Annotated in this window: 11 protein-coding genes; 8 read left to right on the forward strand and 3 right to left on the reverse strand. The window is 70.3% G+C overall.

The genetic code is table 11. From position 1 onward, the window contains the following. The first annotated feature begins 13 nt into the window (after positions 1–13). Complete coding sequence (locus tag ACIHFD_RS46210) at positions 14–1,300, forward strand: PHB depolymerase family esterase (protein ID WP_397372304.1); 1,287 nt, start codon at positions 14–16, stop codon at positions 1,298–1,300. Positions 1,301–1,453: 153 nt separating this feature from the next. Continuing rightward, positions 1,454–5,200 carry a S8 family peptidase gene (locus ACIHFD_RS46215; RefSeq protein WP_397372305.1) on the forward strand — a complete coding sequence of 1,249 codons (3,747 nt, stop codon included), beginning with the start codon at positions 1,454–1,456 and terminating at the stop codon, positions 5,198–5,200. 64 nt (positions 5,201–5,264) lie between these two features. Here ACIHFD_RS46215 and ACIHFD_RS46220 read toward each other — a convergent pair whose 3' ends face one another. Beyond that, entirely contained in the window at positions 5,265–5,990 is a 726-nt protein-coding gene (locus ACIHFD_RS46220; protein ID WP_397372306.1) for a helix-turn-helix transcriptional regulator, read from the reverse strand. An 89-nt stretch (positions 5,991–6,079) separates the two neighbouring features. Between ACIHFD_RS46220 and ACIHFD_RS46225 the strand changes: the two genes are divergently transcribed. After that, entirely contained in the window at positions 6,080–6,952 is an 873-nt protein-coding gene (locus ACIHFD_RS46225) for an NAD(P)H-binding protein (protein ID WP_397372307.1), read from the forward strand. A 24-nt stretch (positions 6,953–6,976) separates the two neighbouring features. Here the strand turns inward: ACIHFD_RS46225 and ACIHFD_RS46230 are convergent, their stop codons facing one another. Further along, positions 6,977–8,131, reverse strand: a complete 1,155-nt coding sequence (locus ACIHFD_RS46230) for an epoxide hydrolase family protein (RefSeq protein ID WP_397372308.1) — start codon at positions 8,129–8,131, stop codon at positions 6,977–6,979. 63 nt (positions 8,132–8,194) lie between these two features. On the opposite strand from ACIHFD_RS46230, the gene ACIHFD_RS46235 reads away from it, so the two are divergent. Beyond that, the gene (locus tag ACIHFD_RS46235; protein ID WP_397372309.1) at positions 8,195–9,157 is read left to right on the forward strand and encodes a helix-turn-helix transcriptional regulator; all 963 of its coding nucleotides are present in this window, start codon (positions 8,195–8,197) and stop codon (positions 9,155–9,157) included. A 17-nt stretch (positions 9,158–9,174) separates the two neighbouring features. After that, complete coding sequence (locus tag ACIHFD_RS46240) at positions 9,175–9,825, forward strand: 4'-phosphopantetheinyl transferase (RefSeq protein WP_397372310.1); 651 nt, start codon at positions 9,175–9,177, stop codon at positions 9,823–9,825. Here ACIHFD_RS46240 and fxsT read toward each other — a convergent pair. After that, positions 9,822–12,377, reverse strand: a complete 2,556-nt coding sequence (gene fxsT, locus ACIHFD_RS46245) for an FxSxx-COOH system tetratricopeptide repeat protein (protein ID WP_397372311.1) — start codon at positions 12,375–12,377, stop codon at positions 9,822–9,824. The two genes, ACIHFD_RS46240 and fxsT, sit on opposite strands and share 4 nt — an antisense overlap. Before the next feature lie 110 nt (positions 12,378–12,487). On the opposite strand from fxsT, the gene ACIHFD_RS46250 reads away from it, so the two are divergent. From ACIHFD_RS46250 to ACIHFD_RS46260, 3 genes are all read left to right on the forward strand, one after another. Next, positions 12,488–12,655: a hypothetical protein gene (locus tag ACIHFD_RS46250; RefSeq protein WP_185078173.1), complete on the forward strand. Its 168-nt coding sequence runs from the start codon at positions 12,488–12,490 to the stop codon at positions 12,653–12,655. Between the two features lie 122 nt (positions 12,656–12,777). After that, positions 12,778–13,689, forward strand: coding sequence for an SIR2 family NAD-dependent protein deacylase (locus ACIHFD_RS46255; protein ID WP_397372312.1), 912 nt, complete (start codon positions 12,778–12,780; stop codon positions 13,687–13,689). Then, positions 13,686–15,335, forward strand: a complete 1,650-nt coding sequence (locus ACIHFD_RS46260) for a tetratricopeptide repeat protein (protein WP_397372313.1) — start codon at positions 13,686–13,688, stop codon at positions 15,333–15,335. Before ACIHFD_RS46255 ends, ACIHFD_RS46260 begins: the two co-directional genes overlap by 4 nt. The last annotated feature ends 24 nt before the right edge of the window (positions 15,336–15,359 follow it).

Raw genomic sequence — 15,359 nt, forward strand, 5'->3', positions numbered from 1 at the left:
CGAGAGGAACCCGATGAACGTGAGAGCTCGGATCGTGGGTGCCTTGATCGCCGCCGTGACGCTCATCGTCGCGGGGCTGATCACCGCGCCACCGGCCTCGTCGGCACAGCTGACGGAGGTGACCGGCTTCGGCACTAACCCGACAAACCTGCGCATGCACCTGTACGTCCCGGACGGCGTCGGGACCCGACCACCTCTCCTGGTCGCCGTGCACTACTGCACGGGATCGGGTCCGGCCTTCTACTCCGGCACGGAGTTCGCCTCGCTGGCCGACCGGTACAAGTTCATCGTGATCTACCCGTCCGCGACCAGGAGCGGCTCCTGCTTCGACGTCTCCTCGCCGCAGGCGCTGCGGCACGACGGCGGCAGCGACCCGGTGGGCATCATCTCGATGGTCAGGTACGTGCAGCAGCGCTACAGCACCGACCCCGACCGCACCTTCGTGACCGGGGCCTCGTCGGGCGCCATGATGACGAACGTGCTGCTGGGCGACTACCCCGACGTCTTCAAGGCCGGAGCCGCGTTCGCCGGGGTGCCGTTCGCCTGCTTCGCCACCACGGACGGGTCGATGTGGAACAGCGCCTGCGCCAACGGCCAGGTCAGCAAGACGCCGCAGCAGTGGGGCGACCTCGTACGCGGCGCGTACCCCGGCTACAGCGGTTCCCGCCCGCGCATGCAGGTGTGGCACGGCACCGCGGACACCACGCTGCAGTACCCGAACTTCCAGGAGGAGATCAAGCAGTGGACCAACGTCCACGGCCTGAGCCAGACGCCCAGCAGCACCGACCAACCGCGGTCCGGCTGGAACAGGACCAGGTACGGCGGCACCGGCACGACGCCCCCCGTCGAGGCGATCAGCCTTCAGGGCGTCGGCCACAACGTCCCGATGAGCGGGATGGCCGCCGCGGCGATCGCGTTCTTCGGCCTTGACCAGGGCGGTGGCAGCACGCCGACTCCGACCCCGACTCCGACCCCGACGCCCGGGACCGGGGCATGCCGGGTCACGTACGCGATGAACTCCTGGAACACCGGCTTCACGGCCGAGGTCACGATCACCAACACCGGCACCAGCCAGCTCACCTCCTGGGCGCTGACCTTCACGCTCCCCGCGGGCCAGAGCGTCACCTCCGCGTGGAACGCCACGATCTCGCCCGCGAGCGGCCAGGTCACGGCCAGGAACGTCAGCTACAACGGCACGGTCGCCCCGGGCGCGTCCGCCTCGTTCGGCTTCCAGGCCACCCACACGGGGAACACGTCCAAGCCGGCGGCCTTCACCCTCAACGGCGCCACCTGCACCTGACCGCTCGATCCACCGGGCTCGGACCCCCCAGAGCCCGGTGTGATCATCTGATGGATACTGGCCCTTCTCGGAGAATTTGGGAGCGCTCCCGAAAGTGCTCTCGCTCAACCGAAAGGGCACAACTTGTCCAAATTTCACACGCGGTTATCGGCGGTGTTATCGGGCTCGGCGCTCGTGCTCGCCGCCGGGCTCGCGCCGCTCCACCAGGCGGCAGCCGCGGTCACCGAGCCCGCTGAGACCCAGCCGGCCCGGGTCACCCTCACCCTCACCCTCATCACCGGCGACGTCGTCGAGTACGCGCCGTCGCAGGGCGGCGTCCCCTCCATCGCCATCAGGCCGGCGCCCAGGCCCGACGGCGCGGACGTCACGTTCGCCACGCTGCCCGGCAAGGACGGCGGATATCTGGTCCTGCCCTCCGACGCGGCCCCCATGGTCGCCGCCGGGACGCTGGACGAGGAGCTGTTCGACGTCGAGACGCTGGCGCGGGACCGGCGCGTCGAGGCGATCCCGCTGCTCGTCACCTACCCGGGCGACCCCGCCCCCGCCGCGCTCGCCAGATCGGCCCAGTCCCTGGCGGCCGGCGAGAACGTACGGGTGCTCGACAGCGTCAACGGCGCCGCGCTCACGGTACGCGCCGACCGGGCCGACGACTTCTGGGCCGGGCTCAACACCGGCGCCAGACTGACCGGCGGCGCGATCTCCAAGATCTGGCTGGACCGCAAGACGCGGGCCTCGCTCGACAAGAGCGTGCCCCTCATCGGCGCTCCGGCCGGGTGGGAGCGCGGGTTCGACGGCAAGGGGGTCAAGGTCGCCGTCCTCGACACCGGGATCGACGCCGCCCACCCCGACTTCGCCGGACGCATTCTCGCCGGCGAGAACTTCTCCGACTCCGCCGGCATCGCCGACAAGGTCGGACACGGCACGCACGTCGCCTCGACGATCGCGGGCTCCGGCCCGACGTACAAGGGCGTGGCGCCGGCCGCGTCCCTGCTGGTCGGCAAGATCCTCGCGGACAACGGCCAGGGCGACTGGTCGTGGGCCATCTCCGGCATGGAGTGGGCCGCCGCGCAGGGCGCCGACGTGGTCAACATGAGCCTGGGCTCCTGCTGCGGCAACGGCACCGACCCGATGAGCCAGGCGCTGAACGAGCTCACGAAGAAGTACGGCACGCTCTTCGTGACGGCCGCCGGGAACGAGGAGGACCCGCTCACCGTGAGCGTCCCGGCCGCGGCCGACGAGGCGCTGGCCGTGGGCGCGGTGGACAAGGAGACCGGCACCACCCTGGCCGACTTCTCCAGCAAGGGGCCGCGGCTGGACGACGCCGCCGTCAAGCCGAACATCGTCGCCCCCGGCGTGGACATCGTCGCCGCGCGCTCGGCCGACTCCTCGCTGCCCGGCATCCCGGGCGACGACAAGTACACGATCTTCAGCGGCACCTCCATGGCCACCCCGCACGTCGCCGGGGCCGCCGCGATCCTGGCCCAGCAGCATCCCGGCTGGCGGGCCGCCGAGCTGCGTGACGCGCTGACCTCGACGGCCGTGCGCAACGACGGGCACAACTGGTTCGAGCAGGGCAGCGGCCGGGTGGACGTGGCCCGCGCCGTCACCCAGAGCGTGTTCGCCACCTCCGTGGTGGACTTCCGGCTCCTCGGCAAGCCCGCCACCAGGCAGGTCACGTACCGCAACCTCGGCTCCGAGCCGGTCACGCTGGCCGTCTCGCTCGTCACCCGCGGCTGGAGCGGCAGGCCCGCGCCGGACAAGGCGGTCAGGCTGGGCGCGCGGAGCGTCACGGTGCCCGCGAACGGCACCGCCGCCGTCTCCGTCACCGCCGACCCGTCGGCCGGCCCGATCGGCGCGTACGGGGGCTGGGTGACGGCGAGCGGCGGCGACGTGCGGCTGGTGACGCCGTTCAGCTACTACACGGGTCCCGCCACCCACCGGCTGGGGGTGTCGCTGGTCAACTCGTACGGGACCAAGGAGTTCTTCCCCGGTTACCAGGCCGAGCCCCTGGTGTACGCGATCCCGTTGAAGCGGGCGAACAGCCCGGAGGACCCGTTCAACCCGTACGGGTACTACTACCTGCGTACCGACTATTCGGGCAACGGCGAGTTCTCCCTGCCCGCCGGGGACTACGAGGTGATCGGCGTCGCCAACGAGACCCGGATCAGCAACCGTACGAGCTGGGTGATCGAGAACGTCCACCTCGACGGGGACCGGACCGTCACCCTGGACGCGCGCAGGACGGCGCCGATCCGGCCGAGGACGCCGAAGGCGCTGGACGGGGGCGGGAACGCGTACTACGTGCGCACGTTCACCGACCGCAGCCAGCCGGTCTCGCTGTACGGCGGGGTCCAGGGCGGCGGGCAGCAGTTGTTCGTCACGCCGGTGTCCTCGGTGAAGGCGGGCAAGGTGCGGCTGTCGCACCAGTGGAACCTGGAGCCCCCCATGCTCACCTCGGCCACCGCGGGCGGGCTGGCCCTGCATCCCGCGTACGACGTGGAGGCCCAGCGCAGGCTGACCTCCACCACGTCCTACCCCGTCGTTTCGGTCGGAAGGGGGCGGCCGGAGGACTTCTCAGGGGTGGAGGTCTCCGGCAAGATCGTGCTCGTCGGGATCCCCGTCGAGAGCGGCTACGTCAACGCGAGCGTCCAGATGGACGACGCCGGCCGCGAGGCCTCCCTGCGCGGCGCGGCGGGCGTCATCGGCTTCCTCGACGTGGACGGCGGGCGGGCCCGCGTGCCGCAGGGCTGGTCCCTGCGGCTGGGGCTGGACGCCGCCGAGGGGCGTTCGCTGCGGTCCGCCCTGGCCAAGGGGCCGGTGTCGCTGCGGCTCGAACCGTACGCGGGGCCGGGCGCGATCTACCACCTCCGCTTCGACTCGCGCGGCCGGGTGCCCGCGCGGCCCGTCAAGGTCGACATGGGGCGGCTGGTACGGATCGACGCCGCCTACCATGCCGACAAACCGGACACCAGCGGCTGGGAGTACGGCGAGTCGACGGCCGGCGAGGAGCCGGGGCGGATGGCGTACGGCGGGTCGCTGCGGATGCCGCTCACCCGGACCGAGTACTTCGGGCCCGTGTCCGACGACGTGGTGTGGTCCCGCACGATCACGAACGACGGGCTGGTCCTGCACTCCGACGACCGGTTCGCCGGTGACGACCGGCGGGTCTCCGAGCAGTGGTTCAAGGCGCCGCTGGTGCCCGGCGCCGCGGACGTGCCGTCGGGGTACCCGGTCAAGGTGCCGTGCGCGCTGTGCCGGGACTCCGACCGGTTCGTACCTTTCGAGCAGTGGCGCGACTCCGATCCTCGTCACTACAGCGATCTGAGCCCGGTCACCTCGGCGCCCCGGCTGTTCGCGGCCGATCAGGAGCTGGCCCCGCAGGGCTGGCGCCCCCGATTCTTCACCGGGGCCGCCGGGTCCTACCGTGTGGAAGCCGTGGACACCTCGGGACGCACCCTGTCCGGCAAGGTCACGACCACCGCGCGCTTCGCCTCCTCCCCGCCGCCGTCCTCGGGGGCTCCCCGGGGGTACGCGTGCTCGTTCGGGGCGGGGTGCGCGTTCCAGCCGGCCGTCCAGGTCACCTACGACCTGCCCCTCGACCTGCTGAACCGGGCCCCGGCCGGGGAGCCGTTCGCGTTCGACCTGCGCGCCGGCGCGCACTCGGCCGTGCGCCGGGCGGCCGCCGTCAACCAGGTCACGGTCGAGTTCTCGGTCGACGACGGGGCCACCTGGCGGGCCGCGACGCGGGTCAGGAAGCACGGCGACGGGCGGTTCCGCGTGGAGCTGACGCATCCCGCCCTGGCGCGGACCAGCGGGTTCGTGTCGCTGCGGGTCACGGCGTCGGACACGGCGGGCGGCTCGACCACCCAGACCGTCAACCGGGCCTACGCCCTGAGATGACACCACGGGACGGCCAAGGACCACCCTCCTTGGCCGTCCCCGATCCCCCGGACATGGCCTCGGGCTATTCGGTTCGCGTCCCGGTAGGAGTGGCGCGCCCGAAGTCGCTGGTGAGCCAGCGCTCGATCGAGAGGTCGGGAAAGGTGTGCGGCTCGTAGTCACCGGGCACGGGCGTGAGGTCGCGGACGCGGTCGATACAGAACAGTCGCCAATCGGCTCGGCACACGTCGAAACCCACCAGATACCAGCGCCCATTCCGCAGGATGTGCCGGTAGGGCTCGATCAGGCGCTCCGATCGGTCGCCGTTCCGGTCCGTGTATCGGAACCGCACCCGGGTGTTGTCGGCGACGGCGTCGGCCAGGACGCCGATCGTGGCGGAGGTGATGACGGCCGCAGGCTGTTGCAGGACCTCGGTGACCAGGGCTGTGGCGGCGGCCCGCCGACGCAGCCTTCGTGGGAGCACTTGGTCGAGTTTGAGCAGCGCCGCCGATGTGGCCGGGTCGTCGGGGACCCAGGCCTCGAGCACGCGGAGACCGGCGATGATCATGCTGATCTCGTCCTCGGTGAAGAGCAGCGGTGGGATCTTGACACCGGGATGGAGCCGATAAGCACTCCCGGGGCCGGGACGGGCTCGCACGTCGTAACCGAGCTCTCGCAGACGTTGAGCGTCACGACGCACCGTGCGGACGCTCACGCGGAGGCGTTGCGCCAGGTCCGCGGCGGGCCAGTCGCCGCCGCTCCGAAGCAGAGACAACAGCTGGAGGGTGCGCGCCGTCGGTGTCTCGTCCATGGGAACCATCCTGCCGGGAGACGAGGACGGGAACAGGCCGCCTCTGCTCGTAGCGTTCCAACCTGCCCCAATGCAGAAGGAGGCCGCTCATGCGGATTGCTGTGACCGCCCCCAATGGCAACGTCGGCCGGCACCTGACGCGCGCCCTCGTGCGCGCCGGTGTCCGCCCCCGGCTACTCATGCGTCAACCCGACCGTCTGCCCGCGGACCTGCGCGACTTCGTCGAGGTGGTGCGGGCCGACTCCTGGGACACGGAACTGGTCGTCGCCGCGACCCGGGAGGTGGAAGCGATCTATTGGATTGACCCCACCGCGGCGGGTGCCGACCCGTTGGCCGACCACGCTCGCGCCACCGAAGCCGTCACGGCGGCCGTCACCCGTAACAGCATCGGCCGGGTCGTCTTCCAGAGCAGCGTCGGGGCGGAGAAGCGCCACGGGGCCGGTGAGATCGACGGGCTGGCAGGCACCGAAGTGGCCCTGAACGAGACCGGGGTCGACGTGACCCACCTCCGCTGCGGCTACTTCTTCACCAACCTGCTGCTCCAGATCGACGCCCTCCGCGCCGGCACCCTGCAGGTCGCCCTGCCTCTCGACGCACCGATGAGCTGGGTCGCTCCGCGCGACATCGCCGAGGTCGCCGCGACGGTGCTCCTCAACCCGGCGTGGTCCGGTCGCCACGTCCAAGCGGTCCACGGCTTCGCCGACCTGACGTGGAACGACGTGGCGTCCATCCTCAGCACCGAGCTGGGCCGCCCCATCACCGTCGAGCAGATCAGCGACCAGGCGATGTACGACCAGTACATCGAAGCCGGTATGCCACCCGGCCTTGCCGAAGCGGTACTGGGCATGTCGACCGGCCTGCGAGACGGCTTCGTCCCTGAGCAGGCCCGCACCGCCGCGACCACCACCCCGACCACGCTGTCGTCGTGGGTCCACGACGAACTCACGAAGTCGCTGGCCTGATCCCTTGGAGTACTCTCCGAAGGGTCACCGGAGGTCTCGGAAGAACGTCCTTACGTCTCCGACCAGGAGCCGGGGGACCTCCATCGCCGCGAAGTGGCCGCCGCGCTCGAACTCCGACCAGTGGACGACGTTGTTGTCACGCTCGGCGATGGAGCGGACTCCGAAGTCGCCGGGGAACACCGCAACCCCGGCGGGCACCTCGGAGCGTGTCGCCGGCCGCCCCCAAGCGGCCCTGCCCTCCTTGTAGAGGCGGGCGGACGAGGTGGCCGTACCGGTCAGCCAGTAGACGCTGACGTTGGTGAGCAGCAGGTCGCGATCGACGGCGTCCTCGGGGAGCTCGGCGGCCGGATCGGTCCACTCCTTGAACTTCTCGACGATCCAGGCAAGCTGCCCGACCGGCGAGTCGGCGAGCCCGAATCCCAGTGTCTGCGGACGGGTCGACTGGATGATCGCGTACCCGGCGCCCTCCTCCATCTGCCGCTGCAGGCGGGCGAGCCGCTCCTGCTCGGCTTCGCTCAGGGCGGCCAGCTCTGCCGGATCCCCGGTGGGGAATCCGAGGCTGCCGTTGACGTGGACGCCCACGACGTGCTCGGAGTCGATGCGGGCCAGCTCCGGAGAGACCACGGAGCCGGTGTCACCGCCTTGGGCGCCGTACCGCTGATAGCCGAGCCGGCTCATCAGCTCCGCCCAGGCACGGGCGATCCGGGACATGTCCCATCCTGTCTCGCGCGTCGGCCCGGAGAAGCCGAACCCGGGGATGGACGGGGCGATGACGTGGAACGCGTCGGCCGGGTCGCCGCCATGCGCACGGGGGTCGGTGAGCGGCCCGATGACGTCCATGAACTCCACGATCGAACCCGGCCACCCGTGGGTGATGATCAGCGGCAACGCGTCCGGCTCGGGTGAGCGGACGTGCAGGAAGTGAATGTTCTGTCCGTCGATCGTGGTGGTGAACTGCGGGAAGTCGTTGAGTCTCTTCTCGTGCTCGCGCCAGTCGTAGGAGGTCCGCCAGTACTCGGCCAGCCCCTTCAGGTAGCCGACGGGGACGCCGTAGGTCCAGCCGACGCCGGGCAGCTCGTCGGGCCAGCGGGTACGCGCCAGCCGGTCCCGCAGGGAGTCCAGGTCGGCCTGCGGGATATCGATGCGGAACGGCCGAATTTCGGTGCTTTCGGTGTGCATGGGCCAGACGTTAATTCGCCTTGCGGACGATTGCTGTCCTCAAGGGGCGTCAGACTGAGAACTGTGTTGGAGACCTCAGCGCGCCTGCTCCGGCTCCTGTCGCTGCTTCAGCTGCGACGCGACTGGTCCGGCGCCGACCTCGCCGAACGCCTGGACGTCGACGTACGAACCGTCCGGCGCGACATCGACAAGCTGCGCAGCCTCGGCTACCCGGTGGGATCCACGTCAGGCACGGCGGGCGGCTACCGCCTCGGCGCCGGTGCGGCCCTCCCGCCGCTGCTGCTCGACGACGAGGAGGCCGTGGCGGTCGCCGTCGGACTCCGTGGCGCCGCGGTCGGCACCGTCGCGGGGATCGAGGAGACGTCGGTACGCGCGCTGCTCAAGCTCGAACAGGTGCTGCCGTCCAGGCTGCGCCGCCGGGTCGAGGCGCTGCAATCGGTCACCGTGTCCCTGCCCGGCACCGGGCCGACGGTGGACCCGGAGACGCTGACCACGATCGCCGCCGCCTGCCGCGATCATGATCGCCTGCGCTTCGGCTACCGCAGCCGCGACGAGACGGCGAGCACCCGCGTCGTCGAGCCCCATCGGCTCGTGCACACCCCCCGCCGCTGGTATCTCGTGGCCTGGGACACCGGCCGCGAGGACTGGCGGACCTTCCGGGTCGACCGCATCGAGAGCCGGCCGTCCTCCGGACCGCGGTTCACCCCGCGTCCGGCGCCGGCCGAGGACGTCGCGGGTTACGTCTCCGAGTCCGTCGCGTCGGCTCCGTACCGCCATCAGGCCCGCATCCTGCTCCACGCCTCCGCCGAGCGGGCGGCCGCCGGCATGTCCCCCACGGCGGGCCGGATAGAGGCGATCGACCAGCACACCTGCCTGCTGCACACGGGATCCGACTCGCTCGACGAGATCGCCCTCTATGTCGGACTCACCGGGTTCGACTTCGAAGTCCTCGACCCGCCCGAACTCCTCGACCGCATCCGCGCCCTCACCGACCGCTTCGCCCGGGCGACCCGGCCGAAACGGTGAACGATAATGCGTTCACCATGCTCGATGAGATCCTGCCCTCATGGGTCGCCACCGCCGAGCTCTTCGGCGACCCGCCGGACATCACGCTCTTCCCCGAGGAGGACGCCCTCGTTTCGGACTCGGCGGACAAGAGGCGGCGCGAGTTCCGTACGTCCCGTCACTGCGCCCACCTGGCACTACGGCGGCTCGGCATGGCCCCCCGCCCTGTCCTCCGCGGCGAGCGCGGCGCCCCCGCCTGGCCGCCCGGGGTCGTGGGCAGCATCACGCACTGCGCGGGCTACCGGGCGGCGGCGGTGGCGCGCGGCGCCCTGTCGATCGGCATCGACGCCGAACCCCACCTCCCGATGCCCCGCGGCGTCCTGGATCGAACCGCGACCCCCGCGGAAGCCGCAGCCCTGGACCTCCTGGACATCCCGGACCCGGGCCGCCTGCTGTTCAGCGCCAAGGAAGCGATCTACAAGGCGTGGCACCCGCTGACGGGCCAGTGGCTCGGCTTCCTGGACGCCACGGTCACCTTCACCGCTTCCCCGCACCCGCCGGCCGCGTCCGGGACCTTCGCCGCCGAGATCGCGGTCCACGGCCCGGGCTGGCCGACCCGCTTCGAGGGCCGCTGGCTGGTGAGCGGCGGCCTGATCGTGACGGCGATCGCGGTCCCGGTTCGCGGTTAGAGGACGGGTGGGTCGAAGTCGAAGTCGAGGCGGTTGCCCCGGCGGGACACCAGCACGTCGGGATGGTTGGCGCCGAGCACCCGGTCGTAGCGATCCAGCACGTCCTCGCGCAGCGCCGCCGCCTCCTCCGTGGCCCCCGTGGCGAGCAGGTCGACGACGAGGTTGGCCCCGGCGGCCAGCGTCACCGGGTGGTCGTCGCCGAACAGGGCCCGCAGGTCCAGCAGGGTCTGCTCCCCGAGCACCCGCGCCTCCTCGTGCAGCCCCACCTCGGCCAGGTCGCTGGCGAGGTTGATGGCGCAGGTCAGGGAGAAGTAGTGCTTGCGCGTGAGCCGCCGGTCGAACCCGGCCAGCGCCGCCTCGTCGATCTCCCGGGCCTGCTCCTTGCTGCCGCTCACCCGCAGCAGCAGGGCGAAGTTGCTGTCGCAGCCGTACTTGAACGGGTGCTCGTCGCCGTACATGCTGGCGAACCTGGAGACGATGTCCCGCAGCAGCCGCAGCGAGTCGTCCACCTGGTCGGCCGCCCGCTGGGCGTTGGCCAGGCAGAGGGCGGCGGCCAGGGTGTCGGGGTGGTCGATGCTGGTGCCGCGTTTCTGCACCTCGAAGGTGCGGTCGGCGAGTTCGAGCGCCTCCTCGATGAGGCCCGCCCGGCGTTTGGCGATCGACAGGTCCTTGGCGCAGCGCAGCGTCCAGGGGTGCTCCTGGCCCAGCTCCTGGAGACCGAAGTCGTAGGCGTCCTGGCCGAGGTCGCAGGCCTCGCGGTAGCGACCCTGGAGGCGTACGACGCGGGCGAGGTTGTTCATCGAGGAGAGCACGTTGGCGCGGCTCGCGCCCGACCCGGCCTGCCGCTGCAGCTTGAGCACGCGCGCGTGCAGGGACTGCGCCTCCTTGTAGTCGCCGAGCAGCAGGTGGTCGAGGGCGAGGTTGTTCATGGCGCGCAGGGTGCGGCGGTGCGAGCGGCCGAAGACCGCCTCGTGCCGGCTCAGCGATTCCTGGTCGTGCTCCCGCGCCTCCGCGAACTCGCCGCGGTTGCGCAGGTCGGCGCCGTGGCTGTTGGTGAGCAGCAGGGTCTCCTCGTCGCCCTCGCCGAGCACGCGCCGCATCCGTTCCATGAGGGCCTTGTTCAGCTCGAACGACTCGTCGATGCTGCCCAGCTCGCGGATGATGATCGCGTAGTGGCGCTGGGCGGTGAGCACGTGGCGGTCGTCCTCGCCGCCGTCCTCCCGCCAGGCCTCCAGGAACTCCTGCACCAGCTCGCGGGCCGACGCGAAGTCGCCCGAGGTGTAGACGTAGCGGATGATGTTGAGCGCGAACTTGCGGACGTTGGGGTCGCGGCTGCCTTTGACGTCGGCCGTGGTGATGTGGCCGAGGAGGTTGGCGTAGCGGGGCCAGGCCGTGGTGTCGTCGGGCTCGTAGTCGGCCACCGAGGCCGACAGCAGGAGGTGGACCTCGCGGCGGAAGGCGTCGGCCTCGTCGTCGTCGAGCTCGTCGCGCAGCAGCGCCTGGACCAGCCGGTGCACCTGGACCGTTCGGCTCTCCGAGTCGATCCGCACCAGGGCGTACCTGCCCAGCTCCCGGATGACCTGGCTGAGCTGGATCGGGTCGGCCAGCAGGCCGGCGATCTTGGATCCGGCCGCGTACTCCTCGGGCAGCTCGTCCAGCAGGTCGCGCGGGATCGGCTCGGGCCCGAAGAACGCGAAGCAGCGCAGCAGCTCGACCGCGTCGGGCAGCCTGGCCTTGAGCTGCGACACCGAGGTGGCCCAGGCCGCCGTCATCGACAGCGGGTAGTCGGACGGCTTGTTGGCGCCCAGGAGCCGGGTCGTCTGCCTCTTCAGCAGCCGCAGATATTCATCGGTCGACATCCCCGACTCGGCCTGCAGCGCTCCCGCCTGCTCCAGGGCCAGCGGCAGGTCGCCGAGGGCCTCGGCCAGCCGGTCGGCCTGCTCGTGGTCGATCGCCCGCCCCACCCGCTTGACCAGGAACGCGACGCTCTCCTCGCGCTCGAACACGTCCACGGGAAGGGTGTCGACCACGCCCTGCCAGCTGTGGTTGCGGGAGGTGATCAGCACGTGGCCGGGGCCGCGCGGGACGATGTCGTTGATGTCCAGGGTCTCGGCGTTGTCGAAGATCAACAGCCAGTTCCGGTACGGGTCGCCGCGCCGCAGCGCGTCCAGCGCCGCCTCGGCCGCGTCCTCGACGCTGTGGGGACCGACCTTGAGATGCAACTCCCGGGCCAACCCGGCCAGCGACGACTTCACCAGCATCGTCTGCGCCGACGGCACCCACCACACCAGGTCATAGGCGTGCCTGAAGCGGTGGGCGTACTCGATCGCGAGCTGCGACTTGCCCACGCCGCCGAGTCCTTGCAGAGCGTGCGGCGCGGGTTGAGACTGGTCCTGTGCCTGGGGGAGGACGGCAGTGACCTTGGACTGGAGCCCCGTACGCAGCTTCTCGATGAGGTCGTCCCGACCCGTGAAGTTCTTGTTCCGCTGGGGGACTTTGCCCCATACGGACGGCGCATGGCCGGAATCGTGTTGCGAGTGCGAATTTGTCACGATATCGCCTCGAGTCGGCCGGTCGTCACGTCAGCTGAGACAAGCATAGACAGCATATTGAAGCCAGAGATAGATAGGATCCGCTAGATCCATCAGGTCCAGGGAGAGCGATGAACAAGGAAGCAGTGCAGGGGTACGGCGGTGGGCTCATTGATGTCAGCGGGCGCACCCTGGAGGAGCTCAAAGACATCGACGACTCCCGGTTGAAGGACGCCATAGACCGCCTTCTCGACGAGACCGGCGTGACGCCCGTGGCCAAATTCCAGTCTTCCATCTGAGTCAGCCCGCGGGTCGGCCGCCACGCCTGACCTGCGGGCCGGCACTTCCCCCACATTTAGGCCAGCCCGAAAACATTCACATATTTCCATCCGTCCCGGGTCATATACTCCTCAGCACAAGAATGGTCCTGCCGGTGGGGTGGCGCGTGAACGAAGCGGACTGGGTGCGATTGGTCAGACAGCTCCGCAGAGGCGACTGTACCCCGCTTCTCGGGGCGGGCGCCTGCTATGGGCGACTTCCGACCGGCAAGGAGCTCAGCAAACACTTCGCGAAGGAGTACGGCTTTCCGTTCGCCGACCACGGAAATCTCGCGCACGTGATGCAGTACGCGGCTCACGTGCATAACGATCCCACTGATCTCAAAGTGGAAGTCTGCGCATACCTGAAACAGCGCGCGGCGGGCGCCACCGACCCGCTCGACCCGCACACGGTGCTGGCCGAGTTCCCGATCAAGACTTTTCTCACCACCAACTACGACGACTTCATGCTCCAGGCTTTACAGCACTGCCGCAAAGGTCCGCGCACCCCGAATGTGTGCAGGTCGACGTGGTGGGAGCCGACGAAGCGGGCCGTCGTGCCCGACCCCGATCCCGACCATCCGCTGATCTATCACCTGCACGGGAACTGGGACGACCCCTCCTCCATCGTGCTGACCGAGAACGATTACGTGCAGTATCTCCTCAATCTGCGCGACGTCGACGACGCCAACGGCCGCCAGCTCCTCCCGATTCCCGAGCCGGTGCTCGACGCCATGACCTCGAGCCCGCTGCTCTTCCTCGGCTACAGCCTCCAGGACTGGAACTTCCGGGTGCTCTTTCACGGGCTGATCAAATCCATTCCCTCCACCCGGCAGCGCCGGCATATCAGCGTGCAACTCCTGCCGGAGCTGAACACGTCGCTGACCGACGCGGAGAATCTGGCCGGCGAATACCTGAAGAGCTATTACGCCGACCTGAAGATCTCGATCTACGTCGGCACCACGTCCGCGTTCTTCAAGGAACTGCTCGACTGGAATGCGAGGACGCCGCTATGACCGTGACCGATCCCGCCGGCCGGCCGTTCGTCGGGCTGCGCCCCTTCGGCCGTGCCGACAGCGACCTGTTCCACGGAAGGGAGCAGGAGTCGCGGGAGATCGCCACGCTCTGGCGGGCGGCCGGGCTGACCGTGCTCTACGGCGCCTCCGGCGTGGGCAAGACCTCGCTGCTCAACGCGGGCGTGCTGCCCAGGATCGATCCGGAGCGGGCCGACGTGCTGCCCGTCGCCAGGATCTCGCCGCACACCCCGCTCCCGATCGCGGGCGGCAACCCGTACGTCATGGCGCTGCTGTCGGCCTGGGCTCCGGACGCCTCGCCCGGCTCGCTGGCGAGCCTGACCATCACGCGCTTCCTGACCGAGCGCCCCGGGCGCGAGGACGAGTACGGCGACCCGCTGCCCGTCCTGGCCGCCATCGACCAGGCGGAGACCCTGTTCCACAGCGACCTGGCCCGCCAGCGCGACCGCAAGGAGCTCGTCGACCAGCTCGTACGGGCCATGCGCGACCACCCCAGCCTGCACCTCCTGCTGTCGCTCCGCGAGGAGTACCTGTTCCTCGTCCTGCCCTACGAGCGCCCGTTCGGCCAGGGCTCGCGAGCCCGCTTCCACCTGCAGCCGCTCTCCCCCGAGGCGGCGAGGCAGGCCGTGGAGCGGCCGCTGGACCGCACGTCCAGGACCATCACGAGCGCCGCCACCCGGCTCCTGGTCGGCGAGCTGCGCTCGGCCACTGTCAAGGACGCGTGGGGCAACCCGTCCACCGTCGAGCTGGATCTGGTGGAGCCGGTCCAGCTCCAGGTGGTCTGCTCCGCGCTGTGGGACTCGCTGCCCGACGAGGTGACGGAGATCGGCGAGGAGCACGTGCGGGTGTACGCGGTGGTCGAGGAGTTCCTGTTCGACTTCTTCAAGCGCGCGGTCGGGGAGGTGGCGCGCGAGTTCGACGTCCCCGTGGGGGAGCTGCTGCTCTGGCTGCGCCGTACGTTCATCACCGACCACGGCACCCGCAACATCGCGTACGAGGGCATCGAGCAGACCATGGGCATGCCCAACGCCGTGGCCCGCGCCCTCGATGACCGGCACATCCTGCGCGGCGAGCACCGCATGGGCAGCCGCTGGTACGAGCTGGCCCACGACCGGCTCATCGGCCCGGTCTCGCACCGCGGCTCGCCCGCGACCTACCTGGAGGCGGCCCGCACGGCGCGGGCCCAGCGCAACTGGCCGCTCGCTGCCCGGCTCGCCGACGAGGCCAGGCACGCGGCCGAGCCCGACGACTCCTGGGTGCGGGCCGAGGTCGCCGAGATCCACGCCGACGCGGCGCTCGCCCAGGGCGACGTCAAGCAGGTACGCCGCTACTGCGACGAGGCGGTGAGCCTGTACGCCGAGCGCGGGCGCTTCGACGGGGTCGCCCGCGCGCTCACCATCGACGGCCGCTGGCACCTGGCCCATGGGGATCTCACCCGAGCGATCGAGCAGATCAACGCGGCGGTGACCCTCGCACCGAATGACATATCCGCACAAATGGCACTAGCTGAGGCATTTCACCGTTCGGGCACTCCCCGAGCCGCCGCGGCCGTGGTTCACGGCATCTTTCCCCTGCTCACCGACGAGGCGCTCGACAGGGCCAACGAGATGCTTCGACTATCAGAATGACGTCATATGCTGGGCACCTCGCAA

The sequence above is a fragment of the Nonomuraea sp. NPDC051941 genome, assembly GCF_044593615.1.

Excerpts from the sequence above, each read along its gene's own strand:
- ACIHFD_RS46210 (WP_397372304.1), top strand. The coding sequence starts at position 14 with ATGAACGTGAGAGCTCGGATCGTGGGTGCCTTGATCGCCGCCGTGACG.
- ACIHFD_RS46220 (WP_397372306.1), bottom strand. The coding sequence starts at position 5,990 with ATGGACGAGACACCGACGGCGCGCACCCTCCAGCTGTTGTCTCTGCTT.
- ACIHFD_RS46225 (WP_397372307.1), top strand. The coding sequence starts at position 6,080 with ATGCGGATTGCTGTGACCGCCCCCAATGGCAACGTCGGCCGGCACCTG.
- ACIHFD_RS46230 (WP_397372308.1), bottom strand. The coding sequence starts at position 8,131 with ATGCACACCGAAAGCACCGAAATTCGGCCGTTCCGCATCGATATCCCG.
- ACIHFD_RS46240 (WP_397372310.1), top strand. The coding sequence starts at position 9,175 with ATGCTCGATGAGATCCTGCCCTCATGGGTCGCCACCGCCGAGCTCTTC.
- ACIHFD_RS46250 (WP_185078173.1), top strand. The coding sequence starts at position 12,488 with ATGAACAAGGAAGCAGTGCAGGGGTACGGCGGTGGGCTCATTGATGTC.
- ACIHFD_RS46255 (WP_397372312.1), top strand. The coding sequence starts at position 12,778 with ATGGTCCTGCCGGTGGGGTGGCGCGTGAACGAAGCGGACTGGGTGCGA.
- ACIHFD_RS46260 (WP_397372313.1), top strand. The coding sequence starts at position 13,686 with ATGACCGTGACCGATCCCGCCGGCCGGCCGTTCGTCGGGCTGCGCCCC.